The organism is Sorangium sp. KYC3313 (genome assembly GCF_052075895.1).
In the GTDB taxonomy this organism is placed as follows: Bacteria; Myxococcota_A; Polyangia; order Polyangiales; family Polyangiaceae; genus Sorangium; species Sorangium cellulosum_B.
Window position 1 is genome coordinate 3,121,794 of the sequence record NZ_CP197255.1, and the last position, 19,010, is coordinate 3,140,803.

Genomic DNA, 19,010 nt, shown 5'->3' on the forward strand with positions numbered 1-19,010 from the left:
GCAGCCGGTACGACAAGGGAGCGAGGCCGGCGGAAACGTGCGAACCGTGCGAAACATGCGAAACGCACGAAACGCGCACGACGTGGAGACCTGGGGACGCGCGAGGCGCGCGGGGACCTGCGACGAAAAATGACCGCGGTCCTCGATCGGCTCCGCCCTACTCTCTTGCGCGGGCGAGGGGACACCACGTACGCTGAGCGGCGCTCAGCTCCCGATGGTAAATGCAGGAATTCCCGATACGTAGACCATCTGAAGACCGGGACGCGGGGGCCGCCATCGCCGCTGCGGACCCGCCGCGCCGCGACTTCGAACGGGGCAGCTCGGGCCGGCGTGGCAGCAGAGCGGTCGCCTTCCACGGCCACTGACGTGCGGCGCCTCGTGAGATGCGCGCGGAACAGCGTCACCGGCAGCCCTCGATCGTTCGCGCGAGCGCCACGCGCTCCTGGCTCGCAACGCCTTGCGCTCGACGGCCTCAGCGTGGCCTTCCGCCTCGCGTCGCGGGGTGAGATCGTTTCGGACGAGAGGTCGCTCGAGTGAAGCTCGCTCAGACTCGTGAGGCTCGTGCCCTGGCCGTCGCCGCGGTGGCGCGAGGGCTCATCGAGCCCAACGCCCTTTGGGATATGGCTTGCCGATGGACCCTCGGCGGCGCGTCGACGCCCCAGGAGCTCTTCGAGGGGATCCTCACGCCCGAGCAGCTGGCGGCGCTGCCGGAGCTGCTCGCGCAGGAGGGCCACAGCCCGCCCGTCGCGCGCGCCCTCTCGCCGCAGAGCGAGGACGGGGACGCGCTGCGCTTCGACACGCAGCGGGAGATCGACCTGCCTGGAGATGACGTCGGGGCCGATTTCCCGACGCTCGCGACCTCTGCCACGCGCGCCGTGAACTCCGGCGGCACCCGGTACGAGGTGGGCGAGGCGCTCGGGGCCGGGGGCGCCGGGAAGGTCGTGAAGGCGCGCGATCGGGAGATCGGGCGCGTGGTCGCGCTGAAGACCTTGAAGCCAGGGGCCGAGGAGGACTCCGCGGTAGGCAACCGCTTCCGGACCGAGGCGCGGATCACGGCCCAGCTCGAGCACCCGAACATCATCCCGGTCTATGACCTCGGCACGCTGCCGAACGGCCAGCCGTACTACTCCATGCGGGTCGTCAAGCGGCAGAGCCTGCAGAACGTGCTGACGAACCCCGAGCTCCGCAGGCAATGGCCGCTCGTCCGGCTCATCGGCGCGTTCGTGCAGATCTCCCGGGCGCTGGCCTACGCGCACCGGCGAGGCGTCGCCCACCGCGACATCAAGCCGGAGAACGTGCTGCTCGGCGACTACGGCGAGGTCTACCTGGGCGACTGGGGCAACGCGAAGCTGCTCGCGAGGGCGGAGGTGAGCGAGCCGATCTCCGTCGATCCGAGCGGGCAGGACTTCGGCCGCAGGCGGCACGAGGCGATCGCGAGCGCGCTCTCGGGCACGCCCGGCTACATCGCGCCCGAGCAGATCCGAGGGGACCACGCGCGGATCGATCACCGTGCGGACATCTTCGCGCTCGGCGTGGTGCTCTACGAGATCCTCACCGGCGAGCACCCGTTCGACGCGCCGACCGTCCTCGCCGTGATCCTCGCGACCCAGACGCGCGACCCCAGGCCGCCGCGCTCGATCGCGCCGAGCTGCCCGCTGCTGCTCGAGGACCTCTGCCTGGCGATGCTCGCGAAGGATCCCGATCAGCGGCCGCCGACCGCCGACCGCGTCGCGGCGGAGGCGGAGGCGTTCCTCGAGGGCGCCAAGGAGCGGATGCGCCGCCGCGAGGAGGCCATCAAGCTATGTGAGCTCGCCAAGGCCCCGCTCGAGCGTGACCGGCGGCTCGACGGCGAGCGCGAGCGGCTCGTCGAGGAGGCGCGGCGGCTGCTCAAGGACGTGAAGGAGTACGAGGCGATCGAGCGCAAGCGGGCGGGGTGGCAGCTCGAGGACAGGGCCGCCGGGGTCGAGCGCGAGCAGGCGCGCGCCGCGGCGGAGGCGATCGATCTCTACACGAAGGCGCTGGCGTACGATCCGGACCTGGTCGAGGCGCGCGCCGGGCTCGCGGACCTCTACTGGTCGCGCGCGGTGCGGGCGGACCAGGAGCACCAGCACGCGGCGCGCATCTACCACGAGGCGCTCGTGGCGGAGTTCGACGTGGGCCGCTACGCCGCCCTGCTCAGCGCCGATTCGGTCCTCTCGTTCGACTCGTCGCCGCCCGGCGCGAGCGTCGTCGCGTACCGTTACGTCGAGAAGGATCGCATCCTCGTGGCGAGCGACGAGCGCTCGCTCGGCCGCACCCCGCTCCGCGAGGTGCACCTCAAGCCGGGCAGCTACCTCTTCATCCTGAAGCGCGCCGGCTGCCGGGACGTGCGCTACCCGCTGCTGCTCAAGCGGGGCACCCACCACCGCGTCGAGGTGAACCTCTACACCGACGCGGAGATCGGCGAGGGGTTCGTGTACATCCCGGGGGGGACCTTCATCGCCGGCGGCGACGCGCAGGCCGACGATCCGCTCCGCCGCGCCGAGCTCCACGTCCCCGACGTCGCGATCGCGAAGTTCCCCGTCACCTTCCGCGAGTATTGCGAGTTCCTGAACGAGCTCGAGACGCGCGATCTCGATCTCGCCCTCAAGCGCGCGCCACACGGGACGCGCGGCTCCGAGGGCTACGTCGCGCGGCCCGCCAGCAGCGGCGGCTGGGAGCCGTTGCCCAGCGTGGTCGAGGGCGACGCGCAGAAGCGGTTCCCGGCGGAGGAAGGGCACCTCTGGAACCTGCCGGTCATCCTCATCGACTGGTTCGACGCCGTGGCCTACTGCCGTTTCCGGAGCGAGCGCGACGGGATCGAGGTCCGGCTGCCCACCGAGCTGGAGTGGGAGAAGGCGGCTCGCGGGACCGACGGCCGGTTCTACCCGTGGGGGGATCACTTTGACCCGACGTTCTGCCTGATGCGCTCGTCGCGGCCCTTCCTGGCGCAGCCGGAGCCGGTAGGGACCTTTCCCATCGACACCTCGCCCTACGGCGTGCGCGACATGGCGGGCGGCGTGCGCGAGTGGGTCGCCGACGTGAACGGCGAGAGATCGTGGGCGGAGACGTCGGGTGATCTCGAGTCGGCCGCCGACGCCGGCGGAGACGCGCCGCCGTGGCGCATCGCCCGCTCCGGGAGCTGGGCCGCGGACTCGCAGCAGTGCAGGAGCGCGTCGCGCACCCGCTTCTTCGGGATCGCGCGGGCGCTGAACCTGTCGTTCCGGGTCGCGAAGCCGCTCTCGCGGGGTCCGGGTCGCTGAGCCGGCGGCTCAGCCGCCAGGCCCCGCCGGGGGGTCGACGTACTCGACCTCGACGCCGCGGTGCGTGCGGAGGACGGTGCGCCCCGGCCGGCGGTCGACGACGTAGTCGGGGCCGATGGGCACCTTGCCCATCCCGCCGGGCGTATCCACGATCAGCTTCGGCAGCGCGATGCCGGTGAGCCGGCCCTGGAGCTGCTCCATGAGGGAGACGCCGGTCGCGAGCGGCGTGCGCAGGTGCGCCGTGCCGCGCACGGGGTCCATCTGGAGCAGGTAGTAGGGGCGCACCCGCCAGCGCACGAGACCCCGGAAGAGCGTGGCCAGCGTCGTCGCGTCGTCGTTGATACCGCGCAGCAGCACGGTCTGGTTCATGACGGGGAAGCCGTGATCCGCGAGGCGCTTGCAGGCGCGCTCGGCGGCGGGCGTGAGCTCCTTCGGGTGGTTGAAGTGCGTCATCACCCAGAGCGGGTGATACGGCTTGAGCGCGCGCACGAGCTCTGCGGTGATCCGCTGCGGCAGCGTGACCGGCACGCGCGTCGCGATCCGGATCGTCTCCACGCTCTGGATCTGCCGCAGCCGGGCGATGAGCCGCACGACGCGGTCCGTCGAGACGGCGAGCGGATCGCCGCCGCTCACGATGACATCGCGCACTTCCGGGTGCGCCTCGAGGTACGCCATCGCCGGCGCGAGGCGCTCGAGCGCCACCGCGCCGCCGCCGTCGCCGACCATGCGTGATCGGGTGCAGAAGCGGCAGTAGACGGCGCAGCGGTCGGTCGCGAGGAGCAGCGCGCGATCCGGGTACCGCTGCACGAGGTGAGGCGCGACCTCGTGCGCGACCTCGCCGAGGGGGTCGACCAGATCGCCGGGCACCTCGGCGGCCTCGTCGGCGAGCGGCACGCACTGCCGGCGGATCGGGCACGCCGGATCGCCGTTGTCGCAGAGGCTCAGGTAATAGGGGGTGACGCGGATGGGCAGCCCCGCCTTTTCGGCGCGCCGGGCGCCAGCGAGCTCCTCCGGCGTCAGCGACAGCGCCCCGTGGAGCGCGTCGGCGCTCGAGAGCGCGTGACGCAGCTGCCAGGTCCAGTCGCTCTTCCGCGTCTTCACGCGGGCGGCTCGCGCTCCCTGCTGCTCGCTCGCGGCGAGCGGCCCCGCTCGCTCCGGCAGCGCGGCGGCGCGGGCGTTCGCGCCTTCCTCGCCGGGTCGCCGGGCGAGCCGCGCGGCGGCGACGAGCTCGCTACTTGCCGGCATCGCTCGACGGCGCCGCGGCAGCGCCGGACCGCTCCGGCTGTGGCGTGCGGGGCTTCGCGGGATCGGGCTGCGCCGCGCTCCCGGTCTCCATGAGCTGCTCCGGCAGCTTGACCGAGGAGAGCGCCGCCTCGTTGATCTCGACGGGGAATTTCTTCCGCAGCTCGTCCTCGAGAGCGCGCTCCTGGTCCTGCATCTTCTGCTGGAGGAGCGCGACCCGGATCGAGCGTTCGGCCTCCGCGAACTGGCGCCGGTGCCCGCTGGTGAGCCCGTTCAGGCGGACGATGAAGAACCGTCCGTCGGCCTCGACGACCTCCTCGCCGACCGCGCCCACGCCGCCGATGCGAAACGCGGCCGCGCGGACCGGCTCTGGGACGCGGGGGTGGGCGCCGCGCGGATCGCCGGGCGGGCTGACGATGCCGAGCTCTCCGGCCAGATCGAGCGGCGGGGCCGCGCTCTTGTCCTTCGGCGCCGTGAGCGAGTGCTTGAGGAAGAGCTCACCCCACGCGCTGCTGCTCCCGGCCTTCTGCGCCTCCTTGAGGACCTTCTCCCCGAGCGCTCGGTCGCCGACGACGATGGCGGCGACGCGCCTGCGCTCGGGCTCGCTGAACTTGTCGGCGTTCGCCTCGTAGTACGCGCGCACCTCGGACGCGGGGATGTCGGCCGGCGCGGGCAGGCCCTTTCGCGCCCGGGCGATCATCGCCTCGCGGAGGATCTGCCGGATCGTGTCCTCGACCGCGGGGTCCTTGTCGAGGCCTCGGCGCCGGGCTTCCAGCGCGAGCAGCTCCGCGTCGATGAGCTCGCTGAGCAGCTCGCGGCGCCGCTCCTTCGTCTGGTACCGGAGCCGATCGAACTGGTCCATTCGCTCCAGCGTCCTGCCGAAGTCGCCCAGCGTGATCGCCTTGTCGCCGACCTTCGCGAGCACGCGCGCCGACTGCTCGGCGGTGAGGCCGAAGACCGGATCCCCCGCGTCCGAGGGGACCTGGAGGGCCGGCTCATCGCAGCCCGCGACGAGCGCGACGAGCGAGATGGCGAGCAGGGGTCGGCGCACCGGAGCTCGGGTCATTGCTGGCTCGGGGTCTAGCACGGTTTCAGCGTGGCTCGAGGTCGCAGCGCCTCGTTCGGGCTGGCGCGTCGGCGGACGCCTCGGCTCGTCGCGCGCGGAGCGCTCGCTCAGTCGACGATCGTGCCGATCTCTTCGCCCCTGCAGACGCGGAGGATGTTGCCGCGGGTCATGAGCTTGAACACCCGGATGGGCATCTTGTTCTCGCGGCAGAGCGTGACTGCCGTCGAGTCCATGACCCCGATCCTGTCGGCGAGGAAGCGGTCGTAGCTCAGGTGCGCGAACATCTGCGCGCCTTCGTGGCGCACGGGATCGCGGTCGTAGATGCCTTCGACCTTGGTCGCCTTGAACAGCGCCTGCGCCTGGATCTCCATGGCCCGCAGCGCCGCCGCCGTATCGGTGGAGAAGAACGGGTTGCCCGTGCCCGCGGCGAAGATGACGATGCTGCCCTTCTCCAGGTGCCGCATCGCCCTGCGGCGGATGTACGGCTCGGCGACCTGCCGGATCTCGATCGCGGTCATCACGCGCGTCGGCACGCCCGTCTTCTCGAGCGCGTCCTGGAGGGCGAGCGCGTTGATGACGGTGGCGAGCATGCCCATGTAGTCGCTCTGGGAGCGGTCCATCCCCGCGCTCGCGCCCTTCAGCCCGCGGAAGATGTTGCCGCCGCCCACGACGACCCCGATCTGCACCCCCATCCGCTGGAGCTCGGCGACCTCGCCGGCCACGTGGTGGAGCGTCTCGGGACGAATGCCGAACCCCCCTTCCTCGCCGCAGAGCGCTTCGCCGCTCAGCTTGAGCACGATGCGGCGGTACTTCAGCCCGGGGGCCGGACGAGGGGGAGGGGGAAGGAGAGAGTCCTGGTCAGCGGCCACGGTGGGACCTCGTAGCCGGGACCTGCGTGGAGGGCAACGAACAACGTGAACCATCGCCCGGGCGAAGCTGCAGCGCGCGCCGCAAAGTAGGAAGAGCGAGGGGGCAGAGCCAGAGGAAGCAGAGGAAGCAGAGGAAGCAGAGGAAGCAGAGGAAGCAGCGGCAGCAGAGAAAGCAGAGGAAGCATAGGCAACAGAGCAGGCAGACCCGCCGGGGCGGCATGTACCTTGCGTTTGCTGGGGCGGGGAGCTACTCTCGGTCCCCCTATGGCGCGTGTGACTGTGGAAGACTGCCTCGAGCGTGAGGAAAACCGTTTCGCCCTCGTCGTGCTCGCGGCCAACCGGACGCGGCAGCTCATGAAGGGCTCGGACGCTCTCGTGAAGACGAAGAACAAGCCTGCCGTGACCAGCCTCCGAGAGATCGCGGCGGGCAAGGTGCACTTCCACCGGAGCTCCCACGAGGTCGTCTCCGAGTGGCTCCAGCAGATGAACGCTGGCGGCCAGCGCTGATGCCGCATCGGAAGGGCGCGCGTCCGGTGATGCGCGCCTCCGTAGAGGCTCCGTTCTGCAGCTCGCTCCCGTCACCGTGCCAGCGCTGCGCTTGATCTACTGCCTCGCATGAGCGGGATGGCCACGAGGCGGCCGGCGCGCGTTTCGGGCTCCGGCCAGCGCCGCGATCCGGAGCTCGAAGCAGGTACGTCGGCCCACTACGAGGATCCGGCGTACTACGCGAAGACGTACGCGCGCCGTAAGGATGACGTCCGCTACTACGTCGACCTCGCCGTCGCGTCCGCGGGGCCGGTGCTCGAGTACGGCTGCGGTAACGGGCGGATCACGCTGCCTGTCGCGAGGGCGGGGGTCCAGATCACCGGCGTGGATCTGTCGGCGCCGATGCTCGGCGATCTGCGCGCGCAGCTTGGACGCGAGCCGCGCGGTGTCTCCTCTCGCGTGAGCCTCCGGCGGGGCGACATGCGGGCGCTGCGGCTAGGGCGCCGCTTTCCGCTCGTGATCTGCCCGTTCAACGCCTTCTTGCACCTGTACACGCGCGTGGACGTGGAGCGATTCCTCGCGCGAGCGCGCGAGCATCTGACGCCGAAAGGCGAGCTCGTCTTCGACGTTTCCATGCCCGAGCCGGCAGAGCTCGCGCGAGATCCGGATCGCGCCTATGCCACGCCGCGCTTCCGGTACCCCACGAAGGATGGCCCTGGCGAGTTCGTCCGGTACACGGAGCGGTTCGACTACGACAAGGTCCGGCAGATCCTGTTCGTCTCCATGGAGTTCTCGCCCGTCGACGGCGGCGAGCGCTGGATGACGCCGCTCGCCCATCGCCAGTTCTACCCGCAGGAGCTCGAAGCCTTGCTCCACTACAACGGCTTCGAGCTCAGGGAGCTCCGCAGCGATTTCTCCGCGGAACCGCCCGACAACCAGACGAGCATGCTGCTCTATCATTGCCGGCCACGCCGTTCTGCCAGGGCTCGCCGCCCTGGACAAGACGGGGGCCGCTGAAGGGGGCGCGGCACCGGCGCGCGAACACCCGGCGCCCGCTGCGCCTCGCGCCGCCCTGTGGCGGCGCCCGGTCGGCATCAGGGCATGCGCGACGTGTCCGTGCACGAGCGCGCGTGTGCCCCTTGGTCCTGCCGCACCGAGCGTGCGCCAGTGCCGCCGTTGCCTGGAGCCTCAGACGCCGATGTAGAGGCGGTGGGCGAAGTTGCGCTCGAGTTTGGCGCGCAGCACCTTCTCCGCCGCCGTCTCGATATCGTACTCGACGCGCTTGAACTCGAAGCGCTTCGTGTCGCTGTCGTAGACCGTGTAGCTCGCGCGGTTGTCGTAGTCCCGCGGCTGTCCCACCGAGCCGACGCTCACGATGTACTTGCGACCCTGCTCAAGCTGGAAATCCACCGCAGGGAGCTCCTCGACGCTGTTCGGTGTGAGCGCGAACACCTTGCAGAGGTGGGAGTGGCCGATCAGCGTGATGTGACCGAGCTCGTTCCACATCGGGAGGCACTCGCGCGCCTGCTCGGGGGCGAAGATGTACTCGAACTCTTCGAGCCGGACGGGCGAGCCATGACAGAGGTCGACGTTGATGTCCGTCAACTTCTCCTGGTACGTCAGGCTCCGGAGCCAGGCCGCGTTCTCGGAGGACAGCATCGCAGCGTGGGTGTCGAGCGCTTGCCGGGCGGCCTCGTAGTAATACGAGTAATCCATCCGACCCGCGACGGCCGCGTCGTGGTTGCCGAGGATCGTCTTCTTGGCCACCTTGCGGACGAGATCGGCGCACTCGTTGGGCGAGCCGCCGTAGCCGACCGTATCCCCGAGGCAGTAGTAAACGTCGATACGTTCGTGGCGGTAGGACTCGAGCACAGCGCTGAGCGCCTCGTAGTTGGCGTGCGTATCGCTGAAAATCCCGAGTCTCATTTCGACGCGAGGGCGGAGCTTAGCACGAAGGCCTCGACTTCCGTTAGGAATTCAAACCTGGATCCACGGATGGGCCGGTCGGACCGGCACGGAGCTTTGTCGACTCGGCGTTGTGTCGGCTGGCTTGTCGTTTCTGCTAGCTCCGGCGGTTCTGCTAGCTCCGGCGGTTCTGCTAGCTCCGGCGGTTCTGCTAGCTCCGGCGGTTCTGCTAGCTCCGGCGTTTCTGCTAGCTCTGGCGGATCCATCGGGTCCGTCAGTTCTGTCAGTCTCGTCAGCTTTGTCGGCTCCGACGGAGCGTGCTTCCACTGCGCCCGAGGATCTGCAGAGGACGGTCGAGGGCCGGACATGGTCCTTGCGGAGCTTGCCGAGGCGCTCCCAGCACGACCACGTTGACGAGCGGCCACCCGCACCGGAGAAGAATAGCGTGGAGCCCATGAATACCAAACAGAACGGTGCAGGGACGTCTCCGATTTCTGCGGAGCGGCCGGCCGAGTCTGCGCCGTCCGCTGCAGCTGTCGAACCTGTCGCGCCGCCGCCGTCCACCGTGGAGGATCTCGCCGAGGGGTGCGTGCGGTTTGTGGAGCGCGCCCTCGGCGTACGGCTTGACTATCGACCGGAGACCTTGCCCCTGCTCGACCACTACCTCGAGCAGGCGCGTGGTGCGACGTCGGAGCGGGCCGAAGCGTTGCCGATGGTCGCGCACATGGCAGGCGCTTACTTCGGCGAGGTGATCCGGCGCCGGCACGCGTCGTGGTGGCGCCTGGATGGCGAAGACCCGACCTACTGGCAGGTGCAGTTCGGCTCGGTTTTCCTCGCGTTCAGCCCCGTCCTCTTCGTGCGCGAGGCGCTCACGCGCGAACATCGGGCCGACGCCGCGCTGGACCTTGCAGAGGACTCCCTGAGCGGCGATCCGGCGGCGCTGGAGCTGGAGGAAGACGATCGCGAGGCGGTCGCGGCCAGGCTCGCGGAGCTGCCGTCGGTCTCGGAAAACGAGTACTACGCGCCCTCGACGCGGCTCGAGGTGATCGACATCGCCGTGGACGCGATCCGTTCGCGCCGGCTCGCTGCCGGCGAGGATACCGACGCCGCGCTCGATCCGGGCGACTACGAGCGCGGCGGCGGCTGACGCGGGGATCGCGGCGCGCGGGGTGTGGGGCGCCCACGCTCGCTCGGCGGCGCCGCGTGGACGTGCTCCGGAAGCGGCGACAGGTGGTATCGTCGCTTCCGTGTTGTGGGTCCTCTTCGGGCTGTTGTTCCTCATCTCGTGGGCGGCGTTCTTCACGTTCGACCTGCCCACCGCGATCCCGATCGCGACGAGCGTCGTCATCGCGCTCGCCGCGATCGCGCTCTTCGTGTACCGCCGGATCAACGCGCGCCGCGCGGCGTCTGCGCTTGAGCGGGCCATCGTCCAGCAAGGAGCGCAGCAGGCGCTCAACGCGCGGCCCGAGCGCCGCGCCGAGATCCAGGAGCTCCAGCGGCAGGTCCAGGGCGGCATCAGCGCCCTGAAGAGCTCGAAGCTCGGCAAGGGGAAGGAGCACGGCAACGCCGCGCTCTACTCGCTGCCCTGGTACGTCATCATCGGCCCGCCCGGGGCGGGGAAGACGACGGCGTTGAAGCACTCCGGCCTCGTCTTCCCGTACGCGCACCCGAGCAACGGCGGCGGCGTGCGCGGCGTCGGCGGCACGCGCAACTGCGACTGGTGGTTCACCAACGAGGCGATCCTCCTCGACACCGCGGGGCGCTACACGACGGAGCAGGACGACCACGAGGAGTGGATCGCGTTCCTGCAGATGCTCCTCAAGCACCGCGCTCGCCGCCCGCTCAACGGCATCCTGGTCGCCGTGAGCGTGGCGGATCTCATCGACGCGAGCGAGCAGCAGGTCGAGCTGATGGGGAAGAAGCTCCGGGCGCGCATCGACGAGGTGATGACGCAGCTCCACATGGTGCTGCCCGTCTACCTCCTGTTCACGAAGTGCGACCTCATCGCGGGCTTCTCGGAGTTCTTCGGCGACATGCGCAAGAGCGACCGCGCGCAGGCGTGGGGAGCGACGCTCAAGCTGAGCGCGGACAAGGCCGACCCAGGGAGGCTCTTCGACGCCGAGTTCGACGCCCTGGCGAAGCAGATCCACGCCCGCTCGCTGAAGCGGCTCGTGATGGAGCGCAGCCGCGAGGCGCGCGAGCGCGTCTACCAGTTCCCGCTCGAGTTCTCGGGTATCCGGCGGAACCTCTCCGATCTGGTCTCGACCGTCTTCATGGTCAACGCGTTCCAGGGGACGCCCATCTTTCGCGGCTTCTACTTCACGAGCGGCACGCAGGAGGGCAGGCCGCTCGACCGGGTCCTCCAGCGCATGGGCCAGGCGATGGGGATCCGCACGCACGAGGCCGCGGCGCAGCAGAACGTGGAGTCGAAGAGCTACTTCCTCCACGACGTCTTCATGAACGTCGTCTTCCCGGACGGGGACATCGCCGCGAGGAGCGCGAGCGAGATCCGGCGCCAGCGGCTCGTTCGCGGCGCGATCAGCGCGGCGGCCGCGGCGCTCGGGGTCATCCTCGCGATCCCCAGCGTGGTGTCGTTCGCCAACAACCGCGCGTTCCTGCGCGACGTGGAGGCGGACGCGCGCACCGTCAGCGCGCTCCGATGGGAGGACACGCGACCCCTCTCGGAGAAGCTCGCCGCGCTGCGGCCTGCGCTGGATCGGCTGAAGGAGATCGACAAGGCGCGCGAGGAGGGGCCGCCGGACGGGAAGGGGTGGACGATGTTCCAGGGGGAGACGGTGTACCCGCCGCTCGTGCACGTCTACGTCGCCAGCCTCCAGAACGGCTTCGTGATCCCGTGCAAGCAGCGGCTCGAGGATCGCCTCAAGCTCGCGAAGGGCGACCACTACCTCCGCGAGCGGAACGACCTCAAGCTGTACCTGATGCTCAGCGACGTCGAGCACCTCGACGTCGCGTGGGCGAAGGACAGGTTCACCTCGCTCTGGGCCGAGGTGCTGCGGGCGACCTCGAACCTCACCGAGGCCGAGCTGAAGAAGCAGCTCGAACGGCACGTCGAGTACTACCTGATGCTCATCAAGGAGAAGCGGGTCACGCCGATCGCGCGCAAGGAGGATCTGGTCGCGAGCGTGCGCGCGACGCTCCAGGCCGTGGCGCCGCGGAAGCGGTACTACGACTTCTTCGTCAACGCGATCATCGAGGAGAAGTACGACGAGACGGGTGACAACAGCCGCGCCAACCGCAAGTACCCTCCGCACACGCTCGGCGACATGTTCGCCGACCGCCCCGCCGTGCTGAAGATCATCGGCAGCAAGCTGTACGCGAAGGAGAAGCGCTGGAAGGAGGTGGACGGTCCGTACACCGAGAGGGGGCACTTCGCGGTGCTCGAGAGGCTCGAGAGCGGCGCCGACAGCTTGATGGCTGAGCGGTGGGTCGTGGACCTCGCGCCCGGCGAGGAAGCCTCCATCAACAAGAACCTGGACGGCCTCGCGGCCGACTACGACGTCAGCTACATCGCGCAGTGGACCGACTGGATGGCGGACCTCACCGTGCGGGTCCCGGCCAACCTGAAGGAGGCGAAGGAGACGTACCAGGCGCTCACCCAGGCGGATTACCCTTACCTCCGCATCCTCCGCGCTCTCGAGGACAACACGCAGTGGAAGCGGGATCGCAGCGCGATCGAGGACTCGGCCCTGGTCAAGCGGGGGAAGGAGTACCTCGATCGAAAGATCGAGCAGAAGACGAGGCTGAAGGTCCCCGTCAACGTGAAGCTCATAAGAAACCGGCCGAGCTCGGTGCCGGACGAGTTCAAGCGGACCGTCGAGTTCGGCGTGCCGACCGCGCCGAGCGGCTCGGCGCCGATCACGGACACGCCCCTGGCGAGGTACGTCTCGTTGCTCAGCGCCCTTCGCGACGAGATCCAGCGTCTCGAGGATCTGAACCCCAACGTCGACGCGCGCCTCATGGCCGATCGGTTGGTCGAGGCGACGCGACAGGCCGACGCGCTCCTCCAGCCCTTCGACGAGCGGGCCAAGACGCTGCTCCGGCCGCTGTTGCTCACCCCGATGCAGGTGGTGGCGGCGCGGCTGCCGCCGCTCGCCGCGGTGTCTCGCTATCCCGCGGCGGCGCCTGCTGGGGGCCCGCGCTGAGCCACGCGGCGCGGTTCAGATCTCGATGCGGATCTCGTCGCGGCCTGGTTGCACCGCGCCGGTCGCTGGATCGAGCGTGAGCACCATCTCGATCGCATCCTCGCCGTTGTCGCTGTAGTACCGAGGGCGTACCCCCATCGCGGTGAAGCCGAGCTTCCGGTAGAGCCGGATCGCTGCCCGGTTCGAGCGGCGCACCTCGAGCAGGATCAGCCGCACTTGCTGCTGCCGCGCATACTCGAGCGACCGGTTCATCAGCGCCGTCGCGAGCCCGCGCCGCCGCGCGGCCGGGCAGGTGGCCACGTTCAGCACGTGGAGCTCGTCGGCGACGTGCCACGCGATGAGGAAGGCGAGCGCGCTCCGCTCTTCGCGCGCGACCCAGCAGCGCGTCCAGGGGCGGCGCAGCTCTTCTCGCGCGGAGAATTGCGGCACGTCGAAGGCAGCGGACGCGACGGCGTCGATCTCGTCGAGCGCAGCGTCGTCCGCAGCGTCGGCCGTCAGCTGGCTCAGCGAGGCCGAGAGCCTCGTCGCGTCGCGCTTCACCTCGCCACCTCCGTGGGACAGCCGGAGACGATCTGGACTTGCCCCACCCGCCCGCTCTTGAGCTTCGTGCAGGCTTCCCCGAGGAGCTCGATGACCGCGGGCGACTTCCAGCGCCAGCCGTTCTCCGGGTCGTAGGCGACCAGCTCGTCGTCCAGGTAGACGTTCGTCTGTCCCGCCTCGGGAGGCGGGTCGACCAGGTCGAACTCGCAGGAGACGACGATGCTGGCGATCTTCGAGAGGACGTTCCCCAGCGTGTCGAGGTCGTCCACCTTGAAGTAGAACGGGCTCACGAACTGCGCCGTGCCGCCGGCGAGCGCCATCTGGTCGAGGACATCGCCGTAGAACTCGCTCCCCGGGATGCCGACGACGTAGACCTCGATCCCGCTCGCCGCGAGCCGCTCGATCGCGGCGACCGTATCGTCGCGATCGAGGCACCCTTCGGGGCCCGAGGGGCCCATGGGCGAGCAGCAGTTCTCCTCGGGGTCTGGGCACTGCTGTTCGATGTTGGCGATGCACCCGTCGGCCTCGCAACTTGCCGAGCTGTTGCAGTTCGGACCGCCGTCGGTCGCGAGCACGACGATGGTCTTGCCGGGGAGCTCGACGAGCTTCGGCGTCAGCGCCGCGAGGGTCGCCGCGGTAGGCGTGCCGCCGAGGGGCGCGGCCCGCGTCGCCGCGCGGAACCGCGATGTCGTCGTGGAGCCCGCCTGTCCCTCTGCGAAGGGAGCCCCCGGCGTGACAGCGAACACCTCGCCGCCCGGCCTGCACGGCGCCTCGTCGGTCGCGTCCAGGGGGAACACGGCGGCGCCGACGTTGATCAGCGGGCCCAGGTTGCGCACGAGGTCGACCGCGGCCGCATGGACCCGGTCGTATCGGGTCGCGTTCGAGCTCGAGGAGGCGGGGCTGAGCATGCTGCCCGACGCATCGAGGACGAAGTAGATGTTCGGCGCTTCGGCGATCTCGACCTGGTGGATCCGGTTGCCGCAGAGCCCTCCCGCGTCCGCGGCCGGTGGTCCGCTCGGGCCTTCGGTGTCCGGATCGAACCCGTCCTCTGGCTCTTGCGCCTCCTGACCGGTGCCGCTGCGCGGGCGCTGCTTCGTGACCTCGTCCTCGCACGCGGTCATCGCCGCGCCGCCGAGCGCGAGCGCGGTCCCGATGCAGAGGAGCATGCCGCAGGCGCCGGCTCGCTGCTTCACGGCCGTCTTCATGGCGAGCAGCGTATCACGCCCGTTCGAGCCGGCAGCGCCAGCGCGGGCGCCACCGCGCGCGTTCAGGGCTCGCGGTAGAACCTGGGCACGCGGCGCGAGATGCTGGTCAGCACCTCCCAGGCGATCGTCCCCGTGAGCTCCGCGATCTCTTCAGCGCTGATCGCGCCGCGCCCGAGCGGCCCGTCCTGCGCTCCGAGGAACACCACCTCATCTCCCAGGCGTGCTCCCGGTACATCCGTCACGTCGAGCATCGTGAGATCCATCGACACGGCGCCCGCGATCGGCGCGCGTTGACCGCGCACGAGGGCGGCCCCGCGGTTCGAGAGCTGGCGGCTCAGGCCGTCGGCGTACCCCATCGGCACGGTGGCCACGACGCTCTCCCGGGAAGCTTGCCAGGTGTGGCCGTAGCCGATCCTGTCGCCCTTCGCGATCGTGCGCAGCGCGACGATCTCGCTGCGCACCCGGATGACCGGCTTGAGGTCGGGCGCGAGCCCTGCGCACGGCGATATTCCGAAGAGCGCGACTCCCGGACGGACGATGTCGAGCCACGCCGCAGGGAGGCGCAGCATCGCCGCGCTGTTCGAGGCGTGCCGCACCCGCGGCGTGAGGCCGAAGCGCTTCGCTCGCTGCTCGATCTCCCCGAAGAGGCGCATCTGCTCGATCGTCACGCCGAGATCGTCGGCGTCCGCGCAGGCGAGGTGGGTCATGAGCCCGTCGAGCCTCACCTCCGGGTGCTTGGCGAGCGTCGCGAGCACCGCCTCGATCTCCGAGCTCGCGGCCCCGAGCCGTCCCATGCCGGTGTCGACCTTGAGATGGACGCCCACGCGACCGCGCTGCTCGAGCCGCACGACGCTCGCGAGGCGCTCGATCTGGCCAGCGTCGTAGACGACGGGCACGAGGTCGCGCGCAATGATCTCCTCGAACCCGTCGCGGCGCGGGCCGTAGTAGCCGCCCATGACGAGGATGGGCAGCCGGATGCCGGCGTCTCGCAGCTCGATGGCTTCCTCGAGCAACGCGACGCACAGGCCGGGGATCCCTGCGCGCTCGAGCGTCCGCGCGACCGCTGGCGCGCCGTGGCCGTACGCATCGGCCTTGAGCACGCCCCAGATCTGCGGCTTCGTCGCGCCGGTAAGCCCTCGCTCGAGGACGCGCAGGTTGTGCCGCAGGTGCGCGAGGTTCACCTCGGCGCGGGTCGGCCGCACGGCGTCCGCGGGCGCCGCTCGCCGTGGCCGCAGCACCCGCATGGGGCCTGCGCTCGCACCGAGCCCCTCGAGGGGCGACGCCGCGCCGTTGCGATCAGGAGTCGTGCTGCTGAGCTCTTTGGGCGCGTGCGAAGCGGACATCGTGTACGCCGATAGCTCTACGCTCGATCGCGGGTCAAGATTCCAGGCCATCTTGGTGTGACAAGGTGAGGCATCCGCGCGGAGAGCCGACGACGTCGATCAGAAGCAGCGACGCATGCACCGCGAGTACTTGCCGGAGCATCCTTTTTCGCAGGCGGCGGATTTGCAGTCGTCCTGGCATGCCTTCCAGTCCGTCTGGCACGACGCGCCGCACTTCGCGCCCGGCGGCGCAACCTCCTCGGCGGTGTTCGACGCCGAGGCCGCAGCGCCGCCGTCGTTCGCGTCCGGGTCTGCATGGGCCTCCTCCGTCGCCGCCGGCGCGGCCACGTCGGCGGTCAGGAGCCTGGGCGGCGGAGCGAGCGCGCTGGTCGGCTCAGGCACGGCAGGGGCTCGGCTGCTCGGCGGAGTCCACTCGCCTTCGTCGAAATCGCTGGCGTGGCTGAGCTGCCTGGCCCGCAGCGTGGCGTACTCCACACGGTCGCGCGTCTGGCCGAACGTACAGAACTGAAGCCACTCGTCCCAGCACGCGCGCCGCAGGGTCGGCTTGACATCGGCCAGCGAGTCAAGCGCCATGCAGTGCTCGAAGCGTACGTCCCCCTCGTAGACCGCGTTGATGCTCGCGCCGCATGCGGTCACCGAGGCGGCGGCTAGGCAGAGGAGGGTCCTGGACCGCACGTCGTAGAACACCGATAGCAGAAAAGCTCGGCCCTTGTGCCAGGGCCCGTCCTATCCGCCGCGGGAACCTGCCGGTCGCCCGGTCGAGGTGCTCTCCGGTTGAACTTTGCCCTGTGATGCCGTACGTTGCCGCCCCTTCGCACCGGCGGCGGCGGCACGACGCCTCCGCGCCGGGCGCCTCAACGGAGCCTGTTCATGTTCCTCATGCTGTCGAAAGGTCCCCGGAAGACCACGCGCTCCAAGTCGAAGCGCCACCGGTCCAAGCTGAAGGCGAAGAACCGCAACCGGCGCAACCGCATCTACCAGCGCACCTGATCGTTGCACTGAGCGCGAGCGGGTCCACGGCCTCGCTCGCGGTGCGTTCTTCGATCCAATCTTCGGGGCCGGCCCTTGGAACCTAGGGGCCGCCCTTCTTCAGCTCGGTCAACACCAGCTTGGCGACCGCCTTGAGCGTGTCGAACACCCCGACGCCGGTCCGCGCGACCCCCTCGAAATCGGGGACATTCGTCGGGTTGAGCAGCGAGCGGAGCTCCTCGACGGTGCCGATCTCCGGCAGGTCCCGCTTGTTGTACTGGATGACGTACGGGATCTTGTCCAGCGAGTAGCCCTGCTCGGCCAGGTTCGTGCGGAGGTTCTCCACCGACTCCTGGTTCGCCTCGATGCGGCCGAGCTGCGAGTCTGCCACGAAGACCACGCCATCGACGCCCTTCAGGATGAGCTTGCGGCTCGCGTCGTAGAAGACCTGCCCCGGCACCGTGTACAGGTGGAACCGCGTCTTGAAGCCGCGGATCTCGCCCAGCGCGAGCGGGAGGAAGTCGAAGAAGAGTGTCCGGTCGGTCTCCGTGGCGAGGGAGATCATCTTCCCCTTCGCGTCCGGGTTGGTGCGCTCATAGATGTACTGCAGGTTCGTCGTCTTGCCGCAGAGACCCGGGCCGTAATAGACGATCTTGCAGTTGATCTCGCGCGCCATGTAATTGATGAAGCTCATCGACCGCGCTCCTAGTCGTTGAAGAGGTTGTCGATGTCCTCGTCGGTGATCTCGGCGAACGGCGAGTCGGCGCCCGGCTCCTGCACCTTCTTGAGCAGCGCTTCGAAGATGTGGTTGAGCTCCTCGCTCGCCTTTCGCACCCGGAGCCTCACCAACCCGAGGCTCGACTTTGAGTCGAAGATCACCACGAGGATGACGCGGTTCCCGACCAGCTGGATGTGGATGTTCGCCTTTTCACCCTCGTGGAACTGAGTGGCGAACTCGTTCTCCTTGAGGAGCTTCGCCATCCCGCCCGTGGCGGCGATGTTCCCCGCCGTCAGCGAGGCGAGCGACGTGGTGTCGAGGTTGTCGACGTCTCCGCTCGCGGCGATCAGTTGCCCGTTTTTGTCAACGATGAAGACGACCTTCGCATTGGCGTCCTTGACGAGGCGATCCACCACGCTCTGGATCTGATTGAATTCCTCCTCGTACATCACCATCTGAGGGTTGACCATCGTTCCTCCGCCAGCGCTCTCGCGATGGGGCCCTGGGCATTGCGGGCTCTGTCGCCCTTGTCATCACCGGGCGCCGCACGTGCGGTCCCCGACCATCGTCATCCAACTGGCTTCCCGCTGCGCGGGGTTGCCTTACCACCGGTACCACGTTCGCGGCCTGACGCTCGCTGCCTTGGGACTTGCAGGGCTGGTTCGCAGCGCGCAGTGCGGCTGCTCCTCGACCGTGCACCCGTACATCTTGGGACGTTTCTATCCGAAGCAGGTGCGGCGGAGCAAGGCGGCCCTTTCTGGAAGTTGGAGGATCGCACGGCCGAACCTCGCCGAGCCCTTGCCGGACCCCGTCGGAGCTCGCTCCCCCTGCCCCCGGGGGAGGCTCGGTTCCGGACCTCTTCCAGGCGCCTGTCCGCCCCGGCTCACCCGAGGGCCTGCATGATAAATATCGAAAATTGTTATTATTTCCCTTTGTTGAATGCGGTCGGACGGCGCTGCGCCCTCCTCCGGGGGCGCTGGTGTGGGGCGCGCTGCGTGTCATCGCGCTGTACCCGGCAGAAGATCGACAAAATTCGCGGGATCGGCGCGCGCGGCGCGGCGCGCTCATGGAGATGCGGCCCGATGAACGCGGCCCGGGGGACGACCTCCTGCCGGCGTGCGTTCCGCCGGCTCGCGGGCAGCAACCCCTTGACCTCGGCCGGTGCGACGCCTCTGCAGCCATGGCTTGTGCTTGACCGATGGCTTCGGCCACGGGATAGCGCC

At 69.5% G+C, this 19,010-nt stretch carries 15 protein-coding genes; 5 read left to right on the forward strand and 10 right to left on the reverse strand.

Annotated features, from left to right (window positions below; genetic code table 11):
- The first annotated feature begins 620 nt into the window (after positions 1-620).
- Positions 621-3,281: a protein kinase domain-containing protein gene (locus tag ACSRUE_RS12305; RefSeq protein ID WP_441291154.1), complete on the forward strand. Its 2,661-nt coding sequence runs from the start codon at positions 621-623 to the stop codon at positions 3,279-3,281.
- Between the two features lie 9 nt (positions 3,282-3,290).
- Here ACSRUE_RS12305 and ACSRUE_RS12310 read toward each other — a convergent pair whose 3' ends face one another.
- The 3 genes from ACSRUE_RS12310 to pyrH all read right to left on the reverse strand — a co-directional run bounded on the left by ACSRUE_RS12310 (position 3,291) and on the right by pyrH (position 6,458).
- Entirely contained in the window at positions 3,291-4,526 is a 1,236-nt protein-coding gene (locus tag ACSRUE_RS12310) for a KamA family radical SAM protein (protein ID WP_441291155.1), read from the reverse strand.
- Positions 4,513-5,574: a peptidylprolyl isomerase gene (locus ACSRUE_RS12315; protein ID WP_441291156.1), complete on the reverse strand. Its 1,062-nt coding sequence runs from the start codon at positions 5,572-5,574 to the stop codon at positions 4,513-4,515. Before ACSRUE_RS12315 ends, ACSRUE_RS12310 begins: the two co-directional genes overlap by 14 nt.
- 122 nt (positions 5,575-5,696) lie before the next feature.
- Positions 5,697-6,458, reverse strand: a complete 762-nt coding sequence (gene pyrH, locus ACSRUE_RS12320; RefSeq protein WP_080599110.1) for a UMP kinase — start codon at positions 6,456-6,458, stop codon at positions 5,697-5,699.
- 264 nt (positions 6,459-6,722) lie between these two features.
- Here pyrH and rpoZ point away from each other — a divergent pair, with 264 nt between their 5' ends.
- Both rpoZ and ACSRUE_RS12330 read left to right on the forward strand, forming a co-directional pair.
- Positions 6,723-6,965: a DNA-directed RNA polymerase subunit omega gene (gene rpoZ, locus ACSRUE_RS12325; protein ID WP_044966694.1), complete on the forward strand. Its 243-nt coding sequence runs from the start codon at positions 6,723-6,725 to the stop codon at positions 6,963-6,965.
- A gap of 117 nt (positions 6,966-7,082) precedes the next feature.
- A complete protein-coding gene (locus tag ACSRUE_RS12330) occupies positions 7,083-7,961 on the forward strand; it encodes a class I SAM-dependent methyltransferase (protein ID WP_441291157.1) in 879 nt (292 codons plus the stop codon).
- Between the two features lie 171 nt (positions 7,962-8,132).
- On the opposite strand, the gene ACSRUE_RS12335 is transcribed toward ACSRUE_RS12330, so the two are convergent.
- Positions 8,133-8,870 carry a metallophosphoesterase family protein gene (locus ACSRUE_RS12335; protein WP_012239864.1) on the reverse strand — a complete coding sequence of 246 codons (738 nt, stop codon included), beginning with the start codon at positions 8,868-8,870 and terminating at the stop codon, positions 8,133-8,135.
- Positions 8,871-9,303: 433 nt separating this feature from the next.
- On the opposite strand from ACSRUE_RS12335, the gene ACSRUE_RS12340 reads away from it, so the two are divergent.
- Positions 9,304-9,996, forward strand: a complete 693-nt coding sequence (locus tag ACSRUE_RS12340) for a hypothetical protein (RefSeq protein ID WP_437769964.1) — start codon at positions 9,304-9,306, stop codon at positions 9,994-9,996.
- Between the two features lie 100 nt (positions 9,997-10,096).
- Positions 10,097-13,012 carry a type VI secretion system membrane subunit TssM gene (tssM, locus tag ACSRUE_RS12345; protein WP_441291158.1) on the forward strand — a complete coding sequence of 972 codons (2,916 nt, stop codon included), beginning with the start codon at positions 10,097-10,099 and terminating at the stop codon, positions 13,010-13,012.
- 15 nt (positions 13,013-13,027) lie between these two features.
- Here tssM and rimI read toward each other — a convergent pair whose 3' ends face one another.
- The 6 genes from rimI to ACSRUE_RS12375 all read right to left on the reverse strand — a co-directional run bounded on the left by rimI (position 13,028) and on the right by ACSRUE_RS12375 (position 18,257).
- Positions 13,028-13,552 (reverse strand): ribosomal protein S18-alanine N-acetyltransferase, encoded by a 525-nt coding sequence (gene rimI, locus ACSRUE_RS12350; protein WP_441291159.1) that lies wholly within the window; start codon positions 13,550-13,552, stop codon positions 13,028-13,030.
- On the reverse strand, positions 13,549-14,757 hold the full coding sequence (locus tag ACSRUE_RS12355) for a vWA domain-containing protein (protein ID WP_441291160.1): 1,209 nt from the start codon (positions 14,755-14,757) through the stop codon (positions 13,549-13,551). The genes rimI and ACSRUE_RS12355 overlap by 4 nt, the downstream gene beginning before the upstream one ends.
- 62 nt (positions 14,758-14,819) lie before the next feature.
- Positions 14,820-16,100, reverse strand: coding sequence for an alanine racemase (gene alr / locus ACSRUE_RS12360; protein WP_441291161.1), 1,281 nt, complete (start codon positions 16,098-16,100; stop codon positions 14,820-14,822).
- A gap of 99 nt (positions 16,101-16,199) precedes the next feature.
- Entirely contained in the window at positions 16,200-16,736 is a 537-nt protein-coding gene (locus ACSRUE_RS12365; RefSeq protein ID WP_441291162.1) for a hypothetical protein, read from the reverse strand.
- A 436-nt stretch (positions 16,737-17,172) separates the two neighbouring features.
- A complete protein-coding gene (locus tag ACSRUE_RS12370; protein WP_012239857.1) occupies positions 17,173-17,763 on the reverse strand; it encodes a GTP-binding protein in 591 nt (196 codons plus the stop codon).
- A gap of 11 nt (positions 17,764-17,774) precedes the next feature.
- Positions 17,775-18,257, reverse strand: coding sequence for a roadblock/LC7 domain-containing protein (locus tag ACSRUE_RS12375; RefSeq protein ID WP_012239856.1), 483 nt, complete (start codon positions 18,255-18,257; stop codon positions 17,775-17,777).
- Positions 18,258-19,010 lie beyond the last annotated feature (753 nt).

Coding starts and splice junctions, on each gene's coding strand:
- ACSRUE_RS12305 (WP_441291154.1), top strand. CDS start 621: ATGGCTTGCCGATGGACCCTCGGCGGCGCGTCGACGCCCCAGGAGCTC.
- ACSRUE_RS12310 (WP_441291155.1), bottom strand. CDS start 4,526: ATGCCGGCAAGTAGCGAGCTCGTCGCCGCCGCGCGGCTCGCCCGGCGA.
- rpoZ (WP_044966694.1), top strand. CDS start 6,723: ATGGCGCGTGTGACTGTGGAAGACTGCCTCGAGCGTGAGGAAAACCGT.
- ACSRUE_RS12330 (WP_441291157.1), top strand. CDS start 7,083: ATGGCCACGAGGCGGCCGGCGCGCGTTTCGGGCTCCGGCCAGCGCCGC.
- ACSRUE_RS12335 (WP_012239864.1), bottom strand. CDS start 8,870: ATGAGACTCGGGATTTTCAGCGATACGCACGCCAACTACGAGGCGCTC.
- ACSRUE_RS12340 (WP_437769964.1), top strand. CDS start 9,304: ATGAATACCAAACAGAACGGTGCAGGGACGTCTCCGATTTCTGCGGAG.
- ACSRUE_RS12355 (WP_441291160.1), bottom strand. CDS start 14,757: ATGAAGACGGCCGTGAAGCAGCGAGCCGGCGCCTGCGGCATGCTCCTC.
- alr (WP_441291161.1), bottom strand. CDS start 16,100: ATGTCCGCTTCGCACGCGCCCAAAGAGCTCAGCAGCACGACTCCTGAT.
- ACSRUE_RS12370 (WP_012239857.1), bottom strand. CDS start 17,763: ATGAGCTTCATCAATTACATGGCGCGCGAGATCAACTGCAAGATCGTC.
- ACSRUE_RS12375 (WP_012239856.1), bottom strand. CDS start 18,257: ATGGTCAACCCTCAGATGGTGATGTACGAGGAGGAATTCAATCAGATC.